Consider the following 19,761-nt stretch of genomic DNA (forward strand, 5'->3'; position numbering starts at 1 on the left):
AAGATTATACAGAATTACAAATTCCTAATACAACAAATCTATTGGAAGGATTTAACTCACAGCTTAAAAGGGCACTACATAATCATAATGGATTGAATGAAGCTAACAAGAAGAAGTTTATAGATGGATTCATAAATACAAAAAGTAGGCTGGAATGATCAGCCTACCAAATGTCCATTACTAAAACACGTGAGGTTTTCAGCCTACCAAATGTCCATTACGCCGCGGGTGGGATGTTCAGTGAGTGTCGGTCAATAGCGAAGATGGAATTACCTGCATCGGTAAACTATATCAGAAAAGGTGCTTTTTCGTGTTGTCGCAGTTTGGAGAGTATCAACATGCCCAGAGTCACAACCATAGAACTGAGCGCATTTTCGCTATGTGGATTCAAAGGAGACTTGGTCATCCCATCTACTGTCAAGACAATTGGATTATGCTTTTTCCTATAATGACGGACTAACAGGTTTCACTTGGAAGGGCGAAGCAGGGTGCAATCTCGGTGCTGGTAACTTTGACGGCTGTATTAACTTGGAATTCATAGACCTGCATACATTAGATAATCCGAGCATAGAAAATCCCAAGTTGAATCGGAAAGGATTTGATATCCTTTTTGGGGACTGCCAACCCACACCGTGGTGTACCTGCCTAAAGGCAAAGCTTTTACATTTGCTCAGGGCGAGGACGTGAACTTTGTGAAAGCCGATAACACCTGCACACTGCTAAGTGTACAAGACGGAGCTGACTATGAGTTCCCCAACGTATTCAAGGCTACGAAGGCTGTGTATAACAAGTACAATGCTACTGTGTCAAATGGCACTTACGACTGCTATGATGATTATGAAGTTCCATTTCCAACACTGGATAGCAACAACTCTCTGTCGGCGTACCGCGACTTTTCCGGCATAAGCAACGGCAAGAACTGCTTCACCATGCTGCTGCCCTACGAGGTTCAATTGCCCAAAGGCATCCGTGCCTACGAACTACACCTAAAAGACAACTACAACCACCCCGTTCAGGGAGAAAAGGAATACACGCAATATTACTTGTTCCGTTCTATTCCTGATGAAAGCGTGCTTGAGGGCAACAAGCCCTACCTGCTGCGCATAATCGACAGGCAGGTACACACCTCAAAGGAATTTGGCGCCACTAACGTAGAGATTGCGGCATCGGGTACTGATAAGATAGATGACAATGGACAGAAAGTTCCGCAACAAAATCCAACATCTACTTTATACAACAACAATGTAAATGGTACGCTCAAACCGCAAAGTTATCAGGCTACCAAGCCTAATCAGGAATTCTTCTTCGTGGGTGGCACCGAACGGCTTAACAACAGCTTGGCTTTCAAGCTCAATATTTGGCTGCTGAATACGGACAAAATGGGGATTGACGTTTGGCGAAAAGTGTACAAGACTGCAGCTCCCGTTGGCGATGCGAAGCCAATAGAGCCAGCCACAGCGGCACCGTTCCGTGGCTACATCCAGCCAAAGAATAACGCTCCGAGCAATGCCAAGTACTTTGTCGTCCTTATGGAAGATGAGACAACGGGGATAGACGACTTACAACAAGATAAAGCACAAAATGGCGCACAGCGCATCTACACACTCGATGGACGCTACGTAGGCACCAGCTTCGACACGCTACCTAATGGCATCTATGTAATCAAAGGTAAGAAAATTGTAAAATAACGGAAAGATGAAAACTGAGAATATGAACAACAATACAACCACACGTGGCAACCGCGCTTACATCAAGCCACATGCCTACATCATCAAGCTGGAAACAAATTATGGGGTGATGGAGGACAGGAGTATAGCCACAGCCCCCAACACCCCAGCCACTGGCGACGGCAACGCCAAGCAATTTGACATGTCTGACGATATGTGGGGTGACAATCACGAAAGCGATATAGACATCTTTAAATAAAGACAGCTCCACTCACGATGCCGTCTATTCACCATGAGGCGGCATAGAAGGACAGGGGTACCTTTAGACCAAACGGCACGACAGGTAACCCTGTTTTGTATACAGACCTTGCCATACATGGCGCTTTCGTTTACAGCTAATGTGTTGAACAACAAACGTAAAGTAGGACATGCATGCAACAGCCCATTCAACTCCGAAAAGGTCACGAGAAAGCTTGTTTGCCTTGTCGAAAAGATGAATGGGCTGATGAGGATGGTGGTTATCACTTAACTACTTTCTTGCCACCGATGATGTAGATGCCCTTTGGCAGTGACTCGAACTGTTGCTCGCCTTTGCCTACCACCACACCTTGCAGGTTGTATATGAGCATTGGCTCATGGCTGATGTGCGGAACAGCGATTGCTGTTGGTGCGTCTTTTGCCATGTAGAACGGTGTCTTGAGAATGCGTTCCCATTTAGGTACGTATTTCATCCCACCTTGGATGAAGTCTTCTTCTTTCTCTACCTTGTAGCCATCTACGTAAATGGCATATTGTGCCCCAGCGGCAACGTTGTCTATCGAGAACGGTATTTCCTTCGTGCTGTTGGCGGGAATGATGTCTGTCAGTGATATTTTGTTTTCAAAATAAGCCTCGTCTGTATTGCCTTTCTTGCAACGCAGCTCAATGTCAAAACCGCCGCAATAGTCAGCACTCTCGCTGTTGGTCGCAATGAGTTTCCCCCTCATGGCAGGAGCTTGGAAAGCGTTTTCTTCACTTTGTTCGATTTTCACCTCAACCGAAGGAAGGTTTTGCGACTTAGATTCAGTAATGGTAATGTTTCCTCTGGAGCTGATAGTGGCGCCCGATTTGCATTCGAAGGAGTAATCAAACTCTCCAACCTCCTTTGGATAAAGCTCAAACACCACGTCTGTCGTCTGTCGTGCTGGCAAGAAGGTGGTGGTAGAAGCAACATAGTCATACTTGAAGAGCATGTTGAAGGTGTCGTACAGCTCGTCGCCTTTGTTCTCTATGGTGAGGGTTACGAACAGGGGACGTCCTGCCTCCTTGCTACCTTTCACGTCCACTTTCTTCACCTCCAGAACAGGCTTGGCAGTGGAGGTCTTCAGTTCCGTGTCGGTAATCTCTATCTCCTGCGCCATATCTCCAATGCCGCCACAGGCTTTCCATTCGCTTTCGCCTTGTATGCGGTAAACGGGCAGCACGGTGTACTTTCCGTTGGCGAGGGTGTGCGGTATGTTGAAGTTCGCTTCGTTCCTTTGTATCTTGCCGTCGGTCTTGAACTTTGAGCTGAACAGCTTTACGGCGTTTATCAATCTACCTCCCTGCCAAAAGCCTAAGCCGCAATCAGCATCAAAGGCTTCGCCGTAATTGTTCACGCATTTCATGGTGATGTCAAAATCCGTGAAGTCATCACTACTGTTCGATCGGCTTTGACCTTGCAGGGGCGTCATCTCTTTGATGTCAACAACTTTGGGAAATACATCAGCACCTTCGCTTGGTCTGAATCCGATGATAGCTCCTTGCTCGCGCGTGTAGATACTGGGCAGTTGCTTAAATCCATATTCGCGTGGCGAAAGAACCGACAGGCGATAGTAGCCGTTGAATTGACCTCCCCAGCCCCAGTTGATGTGAAAGTAGTCGCCTTCCTTGTAGCCATCGCAGACAAAGGCGTGACCATAGTTGTACACCACATCTTCGGCAAAGTAATATACGGGTCGTTTGGCTTTCAACTCATTGTATATCAGGTTGCACCATTCCTCGCTGGTATAGTGGTCTCTGAAAACACGGTGCATGTCTTTGGCGTAACCAAACATTCGTGTAAGGAACAATATGACATTGTAGGAATCGGCACCCGAATCATCAGCGGTATAATCCATATACACCGCCTGTCCAACATACCTCATCAGCTTAGCCACAGCGTCTTGCTGCTGCTGGGTGGTGGGAATGCGGTACGAAGGCAGTATGTCGTTCCACTCGAAGGTACTCTCTACAAGCTCGGATACTTGTAGATGAGCCGATGGAGCCGTGTAGGCAGGCATGGCGGGAGCCTTCTTTGGATACTGGTAGTAGCCCATAATTTGGGCTGCTGCCGTGGCGACACATCCCGTAACACAGTGTTTGTCGTTGTGCATAGGCGTTTGTTGGTTGTAGGGACTGTACTGACTCCATGTGGTTTTTAGCAACGGTTCAATGGGCTGCAGCTTTCTGCCGGCGCGCGTGGTGGCAGGCTTTGTGGTGGCAGGCATGTTGTTCAGCATGCTCACCTCCTGTCGATATTGTGCCAAGAGCATCTTGAGCGATGCCGGACATTGCTGCTCGTCGTATGTTCCCTCTTCTGCATAACCTAACACGTCAGCCGTGCGGTCGTCAGCAGAGGCGATGACGAAGCCCTGTCCCTTGCCTACGTTGAAAATGTAGTAGGCATTGGTACTTGCCACCTCGTTGAGCGAGGGTGTTGCTTGTGAAGCTCGTGTAGCGACCTGGGAGTTAGTACTTACATGGCTCTTGATAAAAGCCAATGCAGCTTGTCGGGCTTGTTGTCTGCCCACAGGGGCGGAAAAAGCCAAGGTTGTTGCGCAGCATAGCAACACTAAAAATGTAAAAATTTTCCTCATATTTAATTTATTAGTATAAAAAGTGATTCTGGTAGTGTCCTTAAAAGTGTGTAATTCATCTTTCCTTTCTCTGTACCATCCACTGCTTTTTCCTGACTTCGTCATCGTGTCACCCAGAAATATAAATCATCCAATATTTCTTGGCAAGAATCTAAAAAATCAGGTTATTTCTCGTATAAGGGGTCGAGCTTGCTACTTTACTCGCCTTTTTGCACGTCACCCTAAGCAACAAAGATAAGCATTGATTATAAAGTACTTACAAATATGTCTTGAAAAAGTGACGAAGTCAGGAGGAATCCAGCCCTAATTTTTTAGGCTCAAAAAGTTTTAACGGACAGCAATGTCTTTTTTATCTTGTGTTTTTGTGTAACACGAGGTATAGCCTAAGGTAAATTTGATAAAATAAAAAATCCCCACCTCCAGTATGTATAGAATAACTTTTGTTTTATGATGCACGGAATTTGTTGTCTCTATGCACGTTTTTCTTAGGTACATCTTTAATACATTCTATAGGTGGGGATAAATGAGTGTGTTATTTAACTAACACTTTTTTTCCATTGATGATATAAACGCCACGTTGCAATGTGTTGACTGTTTGTGCATCATCATGGTTCATATATCTCTTGCCAGTGATATCGTATACACCAACCTTTCCCTGAGATGCCTTGACACCACGGATACCAGTAGCTATGTTGTTGGCTGCATTTTTCCAGCCGTTTGCGCTTCTGTATTTCTCCTCGCTTCCTGCTGGCACTTCCAATACAAAATCGTCATCAAAGCCACTAAAAATATTTACCCAATCAACAGGATCTGTTTTCTTCTCACCTGTTATAAAATCGTATACGCCACTTATTGTCTTGGGAGGCTCTACTGCACTACATACGGCTTTCTTCACACCACAGGAAGAAAAAGCACCCTCGTCTTCACCTTCGAAGGTTTTGAGTGTCTTTGGCAAGTACACCTCTTCACATTGAGCATTGTGAGCAAAAGCTCCCATGCCAATTGTTTCTACTTGTGTTTGTGAAAGATCTACCTTCTTAAGATTGCAGTTGTAGAATGCTTTTGTACTCACTTCCTTCAAACTTTTCGGGAAAGTAACAGTCTCCAAAGCGCTACATTCTTCAAAGGCACTCTCCTCAATCATGGAGATATTCTCAGGTAATATTATGGATTTGAGCGCAGTACAATGTTTGAAACATTGTTTCCTAAGTTCGGTCAGTGAGTTTGGTAATTTTACTTCTGTAAGGCTTGGACAATCCCAAAAGATGTATTCGCCAAGGCTTGTTACCCCCCCCTCCACGACTACCTTTTTGATTAAGGAACGGTCTAATGTGTGGTTGTCTGTTCCCCACGCATACCCTGAGTTACCATCTGCGTGTTCCATCTCTCCAGTTCCGCTAATGGTAAGTGTGCCGTCATCGGTAAACGTCCATTTCAAATTATCACCAATAGTGCCGTTTACGTTGCCTGCGAATACACCCATGTAAACGAACAGGCTCATTGTTAACATGTAAATTTTTCTCATACTATAAAAACATTAAATTAAACATATTTAAGTAAAACCTATTTCATGATGTTTAGCAAGAGAAGGTAGGCATTTATAATGCCCATGCCTTCTTATTTCGTAGGTACAACTACTTTCTTGACCTCAAAGTCAATCGATGAGTTGTTTGTATCGGATAATCTTTTTCCATTGAAACGTCGAGTAATCATCTTGCCTGCACCAACGTCTATCTTGTCATCAGCCTTTTCGTAAACGCCATTCCAACCCTTGTCCAGCGTACCCGATATAGGGAAACTTTTTTCAGTAGTAGATCCTTTGAACCTTACGTTTACAGCATCTACGACCCATTGGTTCGGTAAGAACATGAAAATTTGTGAATGTGAGTGATGTCCACTCTCGTTCCACATGACATAGCGTCCATACTTTGCCGTCGGCTCTTCAATTTCTTTTAGCAACGCTTCATTTACCTTGGCATTGTTCATATTCTCTTTTATCTTCTCGATAGGTTCTGCCAAACGTATCAGCGCAATGGTGAAGTTACGCTCAAATCCGAAAGGTACATACTCATCGTCGTCTTCATCCCATACTCCGACTTTAGATTTGTCCTCTTTCATTCGTTTTTCCTGTTCTTTGTCGTTTTCCTTACAATAGAGGAACGTCATGTGTGGAACGTTTTCGTTACCATTCTGTCCCCATTCAAAGTCGGCTTTGGAAAGGTCGATAAGCTTTTCGATACCTTTGTATTTGGTTGGATCTTCTCCATTCTCTGTCAAGTACTTCTTGTATCCTTCCGCATGATTGATGGCTCTCATGGCAATAACGATGGTTTTGCCTGCCTTTACGATGTATGGCATGCCACTTTTATCTTTAGGGAAGCCAATCATATTGGAAACCCCAAACCCTTTCTGTCTATAATCGCAATTAGGTTTGTCAAAGTTAATCTTGTCAACAGCGTTGTACTGACAGAGTGCCAAAGCCATGTTCTCAAGGCTTATGTCATGGTCGGTAGGGTTGTAGACGGAAATAAACTTGTCATCCGTTTCTTCAGATTTGTTGCCGTAGGGTGTCTCCACGAAGTTTCCAGCATAGTAAATGTCCTTTATAATTAGGTCTGCGCTTTCTGTCTCAGCGGTATTTTTCTTTTCTTCTGGTTGTCCGTCACGTGTACAATTTGCGAAAAGCGCAATTGTTGCCAATGCGCATAGCATCATCTTTTTCATTTGTTAGTTTTTCTTTTTATCAGTTATTGTTGTTTAGTTATTCTTGTATGTCTCCACTCTTATTTCTTCTTTGTACGTGCGTTGATGGAGTTGACCTTCCAGTATGCAGTCATGTCTAATGGTTTGCCCTTGCTGTCACGTCTGCACAGTGATGGTACACCTTTCGTGTAGTTCAGTGCAGAACTCATCTCGGCTACAAATCCCTTTCCATTGCTACGACGGATTAGCGCACCTTGTAATTCCGAAGGATCGAATGAGGGATTAGAAAAGTCATTAATTCCAAATATCCGCTTGCAGACACTTGCCGTTCCTCTGTCGTACCACCATACTTTTTCTTTCTTTTCTTCTGTTCCTTCCATTACAGCGTGTCCTGTCGCATCATATACAGTTACAGAGCTTGGGCCTGTCAGCAAGTCCATTTTCTTCTCTGTCGAAGGACAAATAGTAAGGAAGTCGACAACCCAATTGTAATTCAGCTCAATAGCATTGACGCCAGCCATGCCAGTTGTGTTATATATCATGTGGTAGTATGCCGTTGGGTATTTTCTGTTCTTTTCCAGCTCTCTTTTCTTCAGCGGATCTGTCTCGTCATTAATTTGGTCCTGCTCGGTTCCGTACAAATCATATAGTTGATACCAATTGTTGCGTGAACGTGGCGATTCGTCAGGATAAAATCCATTTTCGTCTTTGGTATGAGGCTTGGAAGCATCGCCATCAGGCAATTTCACCAAAGCCATGCGCATACTCTGGCTTGGTCCCTTAAATGGAAGTCCATCCCACAAAACAAGGTCACGCATGTTTGGAATATCCTTGTTGTCAAATTTGTCGTTAGGGTCGCACATTCCGTTTTTCGGTGAATGCTGGTTGCATAATTCAAAGGTCTTGTCCTTTGGAAGTTTACTGTAGTCGGGCAGAGCTTCCCAGCCATAGTAGTTTTTCTTTGCCTCTTCTTCTGTGGTTTCATTCTCGGCAAGGAATTTCTTATTGTGATCGCACGCATACTTCACTACGATGACACTGTCACCAGGCTGTATGACATGTGGCTTTTTTGTCACAGGGTCGTTGGGGAAGTACGACATGCCTCCAATTCCATAATATCGTTTGATAAAATCTCCATTTCCGTCTTTTTGGAACGAATATTGAATACTTGGGTCGACAACATGACAAGCAAGTGCCATATTGGCAAGCGATATCGGTTGATTGGTTGGATTGTATATCACAATATAATTAGCATCCTCGTATCTGCTATACTGGCTTTTGAAGCCCATGGAGGACAAATCTCTATAAGTGCAGTAACCAATGTAAAAAACTTCTTTGAAAATGAGGTGGTCTACTGTTGAATTAGCATCAGTTCTGTCTGGCATGTCTCCATCTCTCTGGCATGCAGTGAATAGAGATGATAAAGCAATGAACGCTAATATCAAGGTATAATTTATTTTTTTCATATCCTTGTTTTGTTTATTTGTACTGATAATTTTTGTTGTTGATAATAATTGTATGAGTTAGAGGAACCAGTTGCCAAATGCGCCAAAGCCATGCGTCTTTACATTTTGGCTTGCATCGTATGCTTGTTTTCCAGTTAATCCAATCTCTCTGCCTAAGTAGAAATAATAAGGTTCTGCGGGAGAAACGTTTGTTGGGTCGGAATCGAACCTATTGCAATACACTTTGATAGGTATGTTAAAGCGTATAAGCTCTTTCCATTCAGGAACCTCAAGGGTCGTATTCTTCGATTGCCAGAAAGGATTATAGAATGGCGCGCAGGCTTTTTCACTCTTCATCCCGTCCCAAAATCCAGCATAGTCCAGTTCCTTGTTGGCAATAGTAGCCTTAGTAATGTATGCCTTCTTTCCCTTTTGACATTTCATTACTCTTACGGAAAGATAGAAGTATGGCAATATATATGAAGGACGGCTATATACTACAGACTCACCAGAAAAACCTTTTACCATGAAAGGCCATGTGTCTTTTTTCTCTCCAGACCCATATCGTCCATCTATTTCAGGTCTAAAATTAGATGAAGGCTCGTTAGCTTCATAGTAAAAGTTGATATGTCCTTTTAGCCCTACACAGTCCTTGTCATAGGAAACGCATGAATTAGCATCGGTGGCATCAAGAGGTGGCAGCAACCTAATGTTGTAAAACTCGCGCATACCATCAGCCATGGCATTCTGATGCCATGTGTCACGGTAGGCATATTCAAACAAATTCTTGGTTGCATTTTGTCTACGCATGAAAATATCGTGACCTAAAGTTTCGTCCTTATCTACTCCTTCGAAATAAGGTGATACGACAGGATGCTCGTCTACTTTGCCATCTTTCCCATTTTTGTCAACTCCCCATGTACCTCGACAGTCTTCAATCTTGTATGGATTACCCTTATCGTCCACGTCGCTGATGGTAAAGAATATTTGATACTCATCAGAGTGCTTGTATATCTCATCGTTAAGCAACTTTCCGTCTTTATCCAAAAAGAACAAGCATATACCCCAAAGGTTTTTATCTCCACCTATAAGGCGAATGTAAGGTTGCTGAGGAGTAGGTATTCCTAACTTCTTCTCAAAAACAGTTTGAATACTCTTTTCCCACTCCACCTTTACAGTTGGAAATTTTTGTGAGTTGTTTTCTACTATGACAAATTCTTCTTGTCTCCATGGCGCTGCAGGGTAAACATAATTGCCATGAAATTTTTCATCTCCGTGTGAGTGTCCTTCCTTGAACATGACTAAGCAACGAGCCCAGTTATTGAATGCGCCATCTTGGTCGGGATTACTTATGGCATCACCAAAGGGAGCTTTTTTCTGCAAGCTGTCAACCATGGCATCCGCACCGCTGTGTGGCACTTCTTTGTATTCAAGTGGATTTTCGTTGTAATTGATGTCCATGTTACCAAAGATGAAATCATCGCATGATGTACATAGCATCAATATAAGAATGAAGCAAAAACTATATTTTTTCATTTTATTTTTTTATGTAAATTTCTTGATTAGATAGTTTAGTATAATTGGCACTTTGCTACATACTCTCACTCCTCTTAGCCGTGTATGTAATTTTTCCTTAGTTAGGAGAACGTGTCAGCTATGTGAGGAATGATGATGCGCAAATGCCTTCCATTTAGCTGGAGTCTACATGACGAATATATTCTTGCGATTCCTTAACAGTAAATATTGAGGATTGAAGAAATAATTCTTGATTTCATTCGTATTCATGTGAGGATAGAACTTTTTGAAATCTTCCACGAACTTCTCGTCTCCATCTTTCATGTCTGCAATGACGCGGAATGTTAAAGGAATATCAATATCGTGATTACTCCATTCTGATTTTATTTCATTAAAATTATAAAGTCCTCTACCATCTCCATTTCCGAATGTTGGAATTTCGAAACAAGTCTTTGAGTTGGCATCTGGATTATCATTTCCATATTTGGGCCAAATGGTATTCTTTGATTTATCCATTTGTGATACGATGTTGCATAGGCTTATTTGCATAGCAAATTCGGTGTTGGCTTGGTTAAATTGCAGCACTCCCTTGAATCCCATTCTGTCTAAATTGTTTGGACCCGTACCTATTCTCCGGCATTGATGCAGCAATTCTACGAAATCACCTTGTCTTTGTCTCAGTGCATTTGTGCCATCGTCAACTACACCGCCGTCACCGCTACCTTCTTGATATTCATATCCCAATTGTTTCTCAAACGGGTCGGTATCTCGGTATTGGTAAGTAAACAACTTGTTAGCAAATTCTGCCGCATGTTGCATGGTGAGTGTTTGAAAGAATTTATAACCATTTTCAGTCCATGTGGCTTGATCTCTTTTCAGCGTAGGGAATATATTTATCGCCTTGTCTATCAGAGTGCTGTCATACGGCATGATATCTGATTTGTTCCCACTTTCAGGTGCAAGCAGCGCATTGGTAGTGGTGATGTCGCAGCTCTTTAACTTGTCGCCCTCCATTTCAAAAGTAAGCTCTGGATAATAAGTGGATTTTTTATCCAGTGTGTGTGGATAAAAACCCTGCTTACTTTTCTTGGATATGGTTTTACCATCTATGGTGTAACTGTGTTCCAATACTTCGTTGCCAATAGTAAAGAAGTGTTGGTGTTGTACCAGTGTGGAGTTGTCGAAGTCTGGGTCTCCGTTTTTCTTGTAATAGAACTGTATGAACTCAGCATTAATTTGTTGGTGGTTGGCTCCATAATACGTAAGCTCAAGTCCGTAATAAACGTCATCTGATGCAACTACATCAAAATGGTCACGCTGACTGGTAATTTGCATTTGCCCATTGTCGTCCTTACTTATCTCAATTTGTTGCATGAGCGGATAGTCTGTCGGTTTATCCGTGTTCACGCTTATCATGTTGTACGAGTCTTGTTCGTATGTGTTGTCTATACTGTTGTCGGCACCAAAGTTTCCAACCTTTATATTTCCACCCTTGAACCCCATTCTAAGTACGGCACTTACTACGTATATCTGTGAGTGTCCCTTGCCATTGTACTCGATAGAAGCAGGAGGAGCTATTACTACCGTCTTCAAGAATTCATCAACATCATTGATTGAACATGCGGCAAGCATGCAGCAGCATCCTACAGCTAAAATAGTTGATCGCATTATTGTCTTATATTGTAACTTCATTTTCTTAAAATTTAATGATTGTGCGCAAAGAGTAGTTCATGCCACGTTCGTGCGCATAATATCTAAATCGGTCTGTATATTCTTTATATAATGTGTTGAGGATGTTATCGCCTACCAACATTACCTTTATTTCCCTGTTGTTGGGCAGCTTGAAGGCAACGTCTGCTGTGGTGCCAAGCAAGAAGTAAGGGTCGGGCGATACTGCCACTAAATCCTTGTTGGGGTCGAAACGTTCCTGTTTCGTGACATAGTTGCCAGAGAGAGAGAACGAGGCCTTTATCTTTTTCTCTGCGCCGAAGACATGTTCATAGTTGGCTGACAGCCCATACTTGTCTGATGGCATGAAAGGCAACCAGTCGTTTCGTGTAATGTTGCGTGCGAATATCCATTCGCCCTTTGCCACGATACTGAGTCCTTTAATGGGATTTACTGTAGCTTCTATATCGCCACCATACAGTCTCACATCGTCCTGATCGTACATAAACTTGGCGTATTTTCCACTTGGACTGTTGTGAAAACGGTCAGCGCCATTGCCGATATGGTCGTATATATAACTGTTGATGTGTTGGTAGAACAGGCTTGGCTCTACGGATACCCATGTGTTGCGATACCTTGCCCCTAAGATGGACTTCCAGCCACGCTCACTCTTTAGGTTTCTATTGCCCACTACCCAGTAAGAACCTTCTTGAAGACCGATGGCATAAAGCTCGTTGATGTCTGGTGGACGCCATGACCAGCCTATGTTCGCACGCATGTCCCAATTGTCGTTAAACTGATAGTGAGTAGCAAAGCTCGAGGTGAAATTGCTGTAAACCTTGAAGTCGTCGTAATAGTCGTACTTGTTCAACGTCGTGTAACCGCTCACGCTCATCACTCTAAAGTCGTAACGTAAGCCCAATTCGCATTGCAATTTTTCAAAGAAAGTCGCTTTTTGCAACAGGAAGCCACCCATAGTGAGAGCCGCAAAGTTTGGTACGAAGGCAGGATTCTTGGTGCCTGGGAAGTTGTAGTTTATTTGGTATGTGTTTGCCAAGCCTGCAAAGGTAGACATCTTGTAAGGCTTCCATGAGGCACGATATGACAAGTCGGCCTTGTATGTTTTCAATATGAGATCTTGCATCGGGATGACGCTCCACTCCTTTTTCATACGGTTCTCATACTCCTGTCGCAAATTTTCTTGGAACGACAACGTCAAATCCAGCGATTGCTTTGGATTGATGCGATATTTCACCTCGCCTTTCAGCGTGAAGTGTTGTGATTGCTGGAAGGGTATGCAAATTTTATAACTGAATGGTTGCAATGACGACTCTGTTGGACGACCAATGCGGAAGCGTTCTTGTAGTTGTGCCAAGTCAGATATTTGGCTGCCAAAATAGATACCAGAGCGTTGGTAGAACAAACTTGTAAGCACCGTTGCCGTGATGCGCTTGTTCTCAAAACCACCCATGGCAGACATACTGATATTGTTGTAACCCGTGTTGTTCATGATGTATTCGGGCGTATGGTAATCACCACCACGAGTATAGTTGCCGTGCAGGCGCATACCGAAATTCTTCCAACCAGCCTCTATGCTTCCCGAACCACTTATCCCTCGGGCATTGGTGTCATAGCCGATGTTGGTAACTCCTTTCACGATTGGCTTGTTATGTCCATAGGGTAGGGGCGCATCGTTGAGCAATACCACACCTCCCATGGCACCAAAACCGTAACGGATACATTCTGCGCCCTTTACAACCTCTACCATGCTGGCACCTGTATAGTCAATCTCCGGTGCATGGTCGTTACCCCAACTCTGACTCTCTAATTTTACACCGTTGTTCATCAATAGAATACGGCTACTGTGCATACCTTGAATAACAGGTTTAGCCACCGTACTACCGGCACTGATAGAGCTAACACCTGGAATAGACTCCAACATTTTTGCCAACGAGGTGGCACCACCTTTTTCGAGTATACTTTGATCCAGTGTTTTGGCTTGCTGCATGATGTTGGTGTGTCTCTTTTTTGATGTCACCGTTACATCACTTAATTGCAGTGCTTCTTCCTTTAACTTGATGTTCAGTGTGCGTGTTTGTGCTGACACATAAGAAATGTAACTCTTGTAACCTACGAATGTGACAGTGATTTTCACCTTCTTGCCGCTGTTGTCTAACTTTATAGCGCAGGTACCCGACTCGTTGGTGACGTATGTCTTGCCGTTGCTATCTTTCACAACAGCTCCTAATATAGGCTCGCCCGTTAGCGAATCTGTAACTTGAAGGGTCACGCTACCCTCCTCGGATTTGTCAGAACTTGCGTTCGTGCTATTGTATGCCTTCGTGGCAGAGATGCTTAAAAACAGCATCATCAGCATTAGCAAGCATCCCTTGAAAAGAGAGTCTGGAGCCGATAGAATCTTTTGCGTTCGTTGTCCTTTTTTCAACATTTTACTATTTTAATAATTGCCTTTTTCTTAAAAATCATTTCAAGGTGCAAAGGTATTTCAATTTTTCTATTCAAAAAAACAATGTACATACCCAAAAATAGGTATTTTCTTGTTGCTTCATTTTGTGGACATGACTACTTTTAGCGAAAGCAGTTGATGTAGGGGAGCTTGTTGACTAAGTAGTGTTCCTGTTGTTTGGGATGTAGTCTGTGTGCGCATTATTTATTTTGGTTATTAAATAGTATATTGTGTATATTTGCTCTTTCAATTCGGAAATAGAAAGTTGGCTGCTCAATGCACTTCTGTATGACAATCCAAGATATATATTTCTAATGGAAGATATAATCTTTTCTGTTTCCACAGTTTGAGTAATCTCTCCTTTCTGTTTGGCAAGCTCTATCACCTCTTTCCACTCAAGGCTCTTTCTTTTCTCGTATTCTTGAAACTTCTCTTTCCAATCCGGATAGTTGTCTTTCAGATACAAGATAAATGACATGAAATTGGCAGGAGTGACTGTGCCTTTTGTCATTATAAAAAATGATTTCATACGGCGACCGATGTTTTCTACACGATTATCAATGAAGTCCTTTAATGGTGTCGAGCTTGTAAGTTCAAGAAAGTCTGTAGCACCATTTGTCAAGAATTCAAATACAAACCTATCAACGGCATGATTGAATATATCCTCCTTATTCTTGAAGTGATGAAACATATTGCCACGAGAAATGCCAGTAGCTTCCACTAAATCCGAAAATGATACTGCTGCATAACCTTTTTTCAGAAACAGCCTGAACGATTCATTAAGGATAATGTCCCTTTTGCTTATGCTTTCTTTATCTATTTGTTTTTCCATTATTTCATACTTGTTAAATTCAAAACAGAACGTTTGTTCTGTGTTTATAAGTGCAATATTATGCAAATTATTTCAATCCGCAATTTTTTTCGATGATTTTTCCCGAAAAAGTTTCATTTTTCTCTCTTTATCTTACTTTACAGTGTAAAATAATTGATTATGAGCCTTTTTGATAGCATAATAACAACACTAAAACTTGAATAAATAAGTGCCAATAGAATTAGATGTGAATATTTTAAGGTGTATCTACAATTTATTTCTCTAAAAATACACTGTTTTCATCAGAAAATATTATCTTTGCATTATCAATTTAAGTGCTCTTTGAAGTAATGCAGAATAAAGAAAGGGAAAGAAACTCGCTCGTTTCCATCTCGTAACCCATTTACCCTTTATTTATTCTTATTTTATTGATTATCTAGAAGATACAATATTCTTGAATCTTTTGCGGGCGTAGTCTGTTGCAATTAGCATCTTTGCCCTTTCCTCACTCTCACTCAGAGGTGCACGTCCCAAGATTGTGGCATCGCCACTCTTGGCAAACTCCATCAGTTTGCCGATAAAAACTTCCTGCTCGGGTGTAGGCGGTATGTTGTGCAGTATCTCATTTTTCTCGGGGCGGTCGATACCGATGTCCTTGGCAGTGCGGAAATCGCAAATCTCCGCATAAAAGTAGTGGGTATGAATGTAATTGGCTGATTACTAATAGAAAGCAGAATATATGATATAATTAAGGTGAACGATTAAGAAACGAGCGAGTTTCTTTTCATTATTCTGCAATGCTTCAAAGACCAATAGATACGGCAAAGATAGTAACTAAAAATGAAATATCCAACAAACTCAATGGATTTTACCTCTCGTCCACAGTTTTTCATACTATTCATTCCTTTTACAGAAAATTAAGCCTACAAAAATGTTAAATTTACGATAGTTGCGGTTGATTTTCACTGTTTTTCGTATTTTTGCAAAAATTATCAAACAGTTAGCAATATGAACATCATCAAGTCAGTCACCGTATTAGCACTATGCCTCTCATGCGGGCATTTATCCGCGCAGGATTCCGCCTTCAAGTTAGGCATCCGCTTAGGAGGTGGCGTGTCTGTCAATCCCGGCATGGACAAGATACTCGTTCCCGAGGACTACTACTCCAATTATACTTTCAAAGACAATTGGCAGCTTACGCCAACAGTTGGTGTATTTGCTCAGTATCATGTTGATGGTTCCATCATAGGTGTTGAAGGTGGATTTAGCTATTGGCAGAAGGCTTCACAGCTTGTCTATAATGATAATAAGGAGTTAAACTATAAAGTTACACCTCGTTATAATTACATTGGCGTATCTGCTCTGTTGAAGATTTATCCTTGGCGCAGGGGCTTCAATATCGCCCTTGGCGGACGTGCCGGAGCCAATCTCAACGGCAAGGGCATCTCCTACAAGAGCAACCAGGAAGACGAGAAGTTCGCCAAGTACAAGTTTGCCACCGTCAGTGAGACGGAACGTCTAATGAAAGAGAAGTTGACAGGACAGCCAGATATTGCCGTTGGCGGTGGTTTTGGATATGAAATAGGCAAGCATTGGAATATAGACTTACGTTACTTCCTCGGATTGAACTCTACCATTAAGACAGAGCGTAATGACTATAACTGGGCAGAACATTCAACCCATGGACAGAGCATAGAGCTAAGTATCAGCTATCTTTTTAAACTTTAACCCTTATGAGTTTATCTATGAAGGACAAGAGCAACAGAAAAAAACGTTATATTCTGGCAGGAATCTTTCTTGGCATAGCTGCTCTTTTGGGTATAGAACGCTGTGTTAATGACGAGCCAGAGGCTGAGCAGCGTATAGAACAAAAGAAAGCAGACAAGGCACCATCACAATCTACTACACCGCATGTCTCTTCTTCTTTAGACAAGACAAAAGTGCAGAAGGATTCGGGACGTTCAGATTGTGTATATAATAAGCTGGGGAATGTGTCCCGAAACGTTACAAGTATCAATACAAGGAGAATTAAAAAATCAAGCATGACAAGGAAAACCGCTAATGGCAAACATTTTTCGTCAGAGCAGCCAATCCTTTCTCCATCATTATCAACTGACGTTTCATCTTTAAACGATAAAACAGCCAGTATAAAACACGAGACGAAAGAACCAGGCAATGAATCTACTAATCAGAAAACAGGTGAACATGTTCTTGACAACTCTATGAATAGTCAGCCCTCCATCGTACAGGAGAATCCGAAAGAATCACTATCTTTGATAACTTATTCTTTTCCTCGCCATCATCTTTTTCGGATTGGACTTAGGGCAGGAGTAGGGTATTCTAGCATTACAGGATTAAGTAGTATTATTGAAAACTATGACATACGCCCTACTTTCACTATGAGTGAACGTGGTGGTATCAGTCCTCGTATTGGTGTCTTTGGAACATGGCAATATCGCAGGTTAGGTGCAGAGTTGAACATTGATTATACTCGTATCTCCAGCAAACTGACGGAGTACAAGAAACCTGAAAATATAACCGAGACTACTCGAATTCATTATAATTTCATCACTCCGCAAGTCCTGCTTCGTTTCTATGCTTTCCCAAAGTTCTATATGGGAGCAGGAATTAGTGCTGCTATTCCGTTTGGCAGCCGGAATATCGATTTTACTAATGACCGCATTGGAGAGGTATACCGACAGCAGGCTGAACGTACACAGGATCATCTGAGAGAATCTGTTAAGGCACGAGTAGCATTCATTCCTACCATTAAGATTGGCTATGTTAATGTAAAGAATGGTCTGGAGGCAGGATTGGAATACGGTTTCGGATTTAATGATATGCTCCGCACCAGTGCCAATGACTATGGGTATCAGGAGCGTATGAATAATCTTCAGACTGTCAGCCTTACCATTGGTTACAGTCTTCCTATTGGCAAAGCTAAATAAGCAGCATAACTACAATCATATTAAAACGGTCTTTAAATGAAACATAAATACCTCATAGCAGTTTTCTTCTTTATATCCACTCTTTCTGCTACAGCTCAGACCCCAGGTGGTGTAGATAAGCCAATGGTATGGTCACACGATTCTACCTCTGTCCGTGTCTCTGCTGGTGCTGGACTTACCTATATAGGCGTAAGTAAGGTATATGGCGAAAAAGAACAGGCAATATGGTCTCTTGGAAGTGGAAAAGCTATTACCCGTATACAGACAACTAAACGTGCTGCTAACCTTGGCGATGGTACATTCATGAATTATGCCAAGGACTCGCTCCCTGAAATGCGACTTTATAGCTATACGACCTCTTCCAATATGGGTAATGGTCAGACTTTGCATATCGGTCGGAATGGGAATGCTAAGTTGCCTGTAAAGAACCTTGATGGTAGAACTGTTGAGTATACCGTCTTCGATCGCCGCCTTTCTGATACAGAACGTTGCCGTGTGGAAAGCTATCTTGCTTTGAAATATGACGTGAGCCTTCGCAGCAGTTACCTTAATTCAAGAAGTGAGGTAATTTGGAATGGTTATACCAACAAAGCCTATAGTCACCGTATAGCTGGTCTTATCTCAGACAAGGCTTCTGCCTTACATAAGACAAGAGCCAAGAGCTGTGAGGAAGACGGTTTTCTTACAATCAGTATGAGTAAGCCTCTTGAAGATGGTGAGAGTATTCTTTGGGGTGACAACAATGGTAAACTTTCTTTCCGCCAGAGTAAGGCTTACGGCAAGTGGCTTGGTAGAAGATGGATGGATACAGTAACACGGATTGACAAGCCTAATGTTGATGTTGTAGCTGATAGCAAGCAGCTACGCCAGATACAGCCTCTTGCAGAAGGTGAGAGCTACTATCTTGCCGTTGATCCTACAGGAACGGGTAGCTTTTCTGTCAAAACTCTAAGCTATCATAAGGCAAATACGACAGTTGGTGACAGTATTGTCTTTAAGAATATACCATTAGGAAAACGTGATGTCTTCACGCTGCGAGCTGCCAAAGATATGTTTACAACGATAGAAGTAGTGCAGCCAAAGGAGAAGAGCGGCAGCACAGGAACACTTTCTGTCAAAGTAACAGGTGGTATTGCTCCTTACAAGATGACCCTACAGAGAGAACACATGTCTGTTTTCAATCGTACCACAAGTGATAGTATACAGTCTGCTGACGGACTCATAGAAGGGAAATACCTTCTTACGACGACTGACCATGTGGGCAATAAGGCTGAGAATGAGTTTCAGATTTCGAAGACAGGTATCACAGAGATTCCTTCCATGAACCCTTCTGACGGAAGTAGTGACTTCTTTGCAAATGTAAGTGTAAGTCCTAATCCAACGACGAATGGATATGTCGGTGTGCAGGTGGAACTAAGTGAAGCAGCTCCATTGGATATGGTACTCTATACGACGGGTGGAGCTCTTGTCAGTCGTCAGACGAATATGCCTGATACATATTTTTCAACTAAAGTCTATCTTCCACAGACAGGTGTTTACTTATTGACACTGCAAAGTGGTAGCAAAGAAAAGACATTTAAACTGGTGAGGAAGTAAATCTCATTTTTATCTTTTATAATTTTTTCCAACGCAAGTATATATATTGAGGACCTTTGGGTCTG

At 42.4% G+C, this 19,761-nt stretch carries 14 protein-coding genes and 2 pseudogenes; 7 read left to right on the forward strand and 9 right to left on the reverse strand.

What is annotated here, in order from left to right; all coding sequences use genetic code 11:
- The 4 genes and pseudogenes from HMPREF9144_RS13870 to HMPREF9144_RS10800 all read left to right on the forward strand — a co-directional run.
- Window positions 1–158 (forward strand): annotated as a pseudogene (locus HMPREF9144_RS13870) (IS256 family transposase, variant Zn-binding type); the annotation flags it as partial.
- A 12-nt stretch (window positions 159–170) separates the two neighbouring features.
- Window positions 171–449 (forward strand): leucine-rich repeat protein, encoded by a 279-nt coding sequence (locus HMPREF9144_RS14025; protein WP_083818183.1) that lies wholly within the window; start codon window positions 171–173, stop codon window positions 447–449.
- Between the two features lie 186 nt (window positions 450–635).
- Window positions 636–1,688 carry a hypothetical protein gene (locus HMPREF9144_RS10795; RefSeq protein WP_146739286.1) on the forward strand — a complete coding sequence of 351 codons (1,053 nt, stop codon included), beginning with the start codon at window positions 636–638 and terminating at the stop codon, window positions 1,686–1,688.
- A gap of 7 nt (window positions 1,689–1,695) precedes the next feature.
- Window positions 1,696–1,926 (forward strand): hypothetical protein, encoded by a 231-nt coding sequence (locus HMPREF9144_RS10800; RefSeq protein WP_004374740.1) that lies wholly within the window; start codon window positions 1,696–1,698, stop codon window positions 1,924–1,926.
- A 262-nt stretch (window positions 1,927–2,188) separates the two neighbouring features.
- Here HMPREF9144_RS10800 and HMPREF9144_RS10805 read toward each other — a convergent pair whose 3' ends face one another.
- The 9 genes and pseudogenes from HMPREF9144_RS10805 to HMPREF9144_RS13950 all read right to left on the reverse strand — a co-directional run.
- Entirely contained in the window at window positions 2,189–4,648 is a 2,460-nt protein-coding gene (locus tag HMPREF9144_RS10805) for a C10 family peptidase (protein WP_006046107.1), read from the reverse strand.
- Window positions 4,649–5,075: 427 nt separating this feature from the next.
- On the reverse strand, window positions 5,076–6,068 hold the full coding sequence (locus HMPREF9144_RS10810) for a leucine-rich repeat domain-containing protein (protein WP_006046108.1): 993 nt from the start codon (window positions 6,066–6,068) through the stop codon (window positions 5,076–5,078).
- A 92-nt stretch (window positions 6,069–6,160) separates the two neighbouring features.
- On the reverse strand, window positions 6,161–7,267 hold the full coding sequence (locus HMPREF9144_RS10815) for a DUF4876 domain-containing protein (RefSeq protein ID WP_006046109.1): 1,107 nt from the start codon (window positions 7,265–7,267) through the stop codon (window positions 6,161–6,163).
- Between the two features lie 59 nt (window positions 7,268–7,326).
- Complete coding sequence (locus HMPREF9144_RS10820; RefSeq protein ID WP_006046110.1) at window positions 7,327–8,712, reverse strand: hypothetical protein; 1,386 nt, start codon at window positions 8,710–8,712, stop codon at window positions 7,327–7,329.
- 57 nt (window positions 8,713–8,769) lie between these two features.
- Complete coding sequence (locus HMPREF9144_RS10825) at window positions 8,770–10,227, reverse strand: hypothetical protein (protein WP_040595771.1); 1,458 nt, start codon at window positions 10,225–10,227, stop codon at window positions 8,770–8,772.
- A gap of 165 nt (window positions 10,228–10,392) precedes the next feature.
- Window positions 10,393–11,838: a hypothetical protein gene (locus HMPREF9144_RS10830; protein WP_006046112.1), complete on the reverse strand. Its 1,446-nt coding sequence runs from the start codon at window positions 11,836–11,838 to the stop codon at window positions 10,393–10,395.
- 64 nt (window positions 11,839–11,902) lie between these two features.
- Entirely contained in the window at window positions 11,903–14,323 is a 2,421-nt protein-coding gene (locus HMPREF9144_RS10835) for a TonB-dependent receptor (RefSeq protein ID WP_006046113.1), read from the reverse strand.
- A gap of 175 nt (window positions 14,324–14,498) precedes the next feature.
- Window positions 14,499–15,173: a TetR/AcrR family transcriptional regulator gene (locus HMPREF9144_RS10840; RefSeq protein WP_006046114.1), complete on the reverse strand. Its 675-nt coding sequence runs from the start codon at window positions 15,171–15,173 to the stop codon at window positions 14,499–14,501.
- A gap of 411 nt (window positions 15,174–15,584) precedes the next feature.
- A pseudogene (locus HMPREF9144_RS13950) lies at window positions 15,585–15,842 on the reverse strand (hypothetical protein); the annotation flags it as partial.
- A gap of 318 nt (window positions 15,843–16,160) precedes the next feature.
- On the opposite strand from HMPREF9144_RS13950, the gene HMPREF9144_RS10850 reads away from it, so the two are divergent.
- Genes HMPREF9144_RS10850 through HMPREF9144_RS10860 form a run of 3 tightly spaced genes read left to right on the forward strand, consistent with a single transcriptional unit; the run spans window position 16,161 to window position 19,696 of the window.
- Window positions 16,161–16,880, forward strand: coding sequence for an outer membrane beta-barrel protein (locus HMPREF9144_RS10850; protein ID WP_006046117.1), 720 nt, complete (start codon window positions 16,161–16,163; stop codon window positions 16,878–16,880).
- A 17-nt stretch (window positions 16,881–16,897) separates the two neighbouring features.
- Window positions 16,898–18,100: a porin family protein gene (locus HMPREF9144_RS10855; RefSeq protein ID WP_006046118.1), complete on the forward strand. Its 1,203-nt coding sequence runs from the start codon at window positions 16,898–16,900 to the stop codon at window positions 18,098–18,100.
- A 36-nt stretch (window positions 18,101–18,136) separates the two neighbouring features.
- The gene (locus tag HMPREF9144_RS10860) at window positions 18,137–19,696 is read left to right on the forward strand and encodes a T9SS type A sorting domain-containing protein (protein WP_006046119.1); all 1,560 of its coding nucleotides are present in this window, start codon (window positions 18,137–18,139) and stop codon (window positions 19,694–19,696) included.
- The last annotated feature ends 65 nt before the right edge of the window (window positions 19,697–19,761 follow it).

The sequence above is a fragment of the Prevotella pallens ATCC 700821 genome (genome assembly GCF_000220255.1).
Lineage (GTDB): Bacteria > Bacteroidota > Bacteroidia > Bacteroidales > Bacteroidaceae > Prevotella > Prevotella pallens.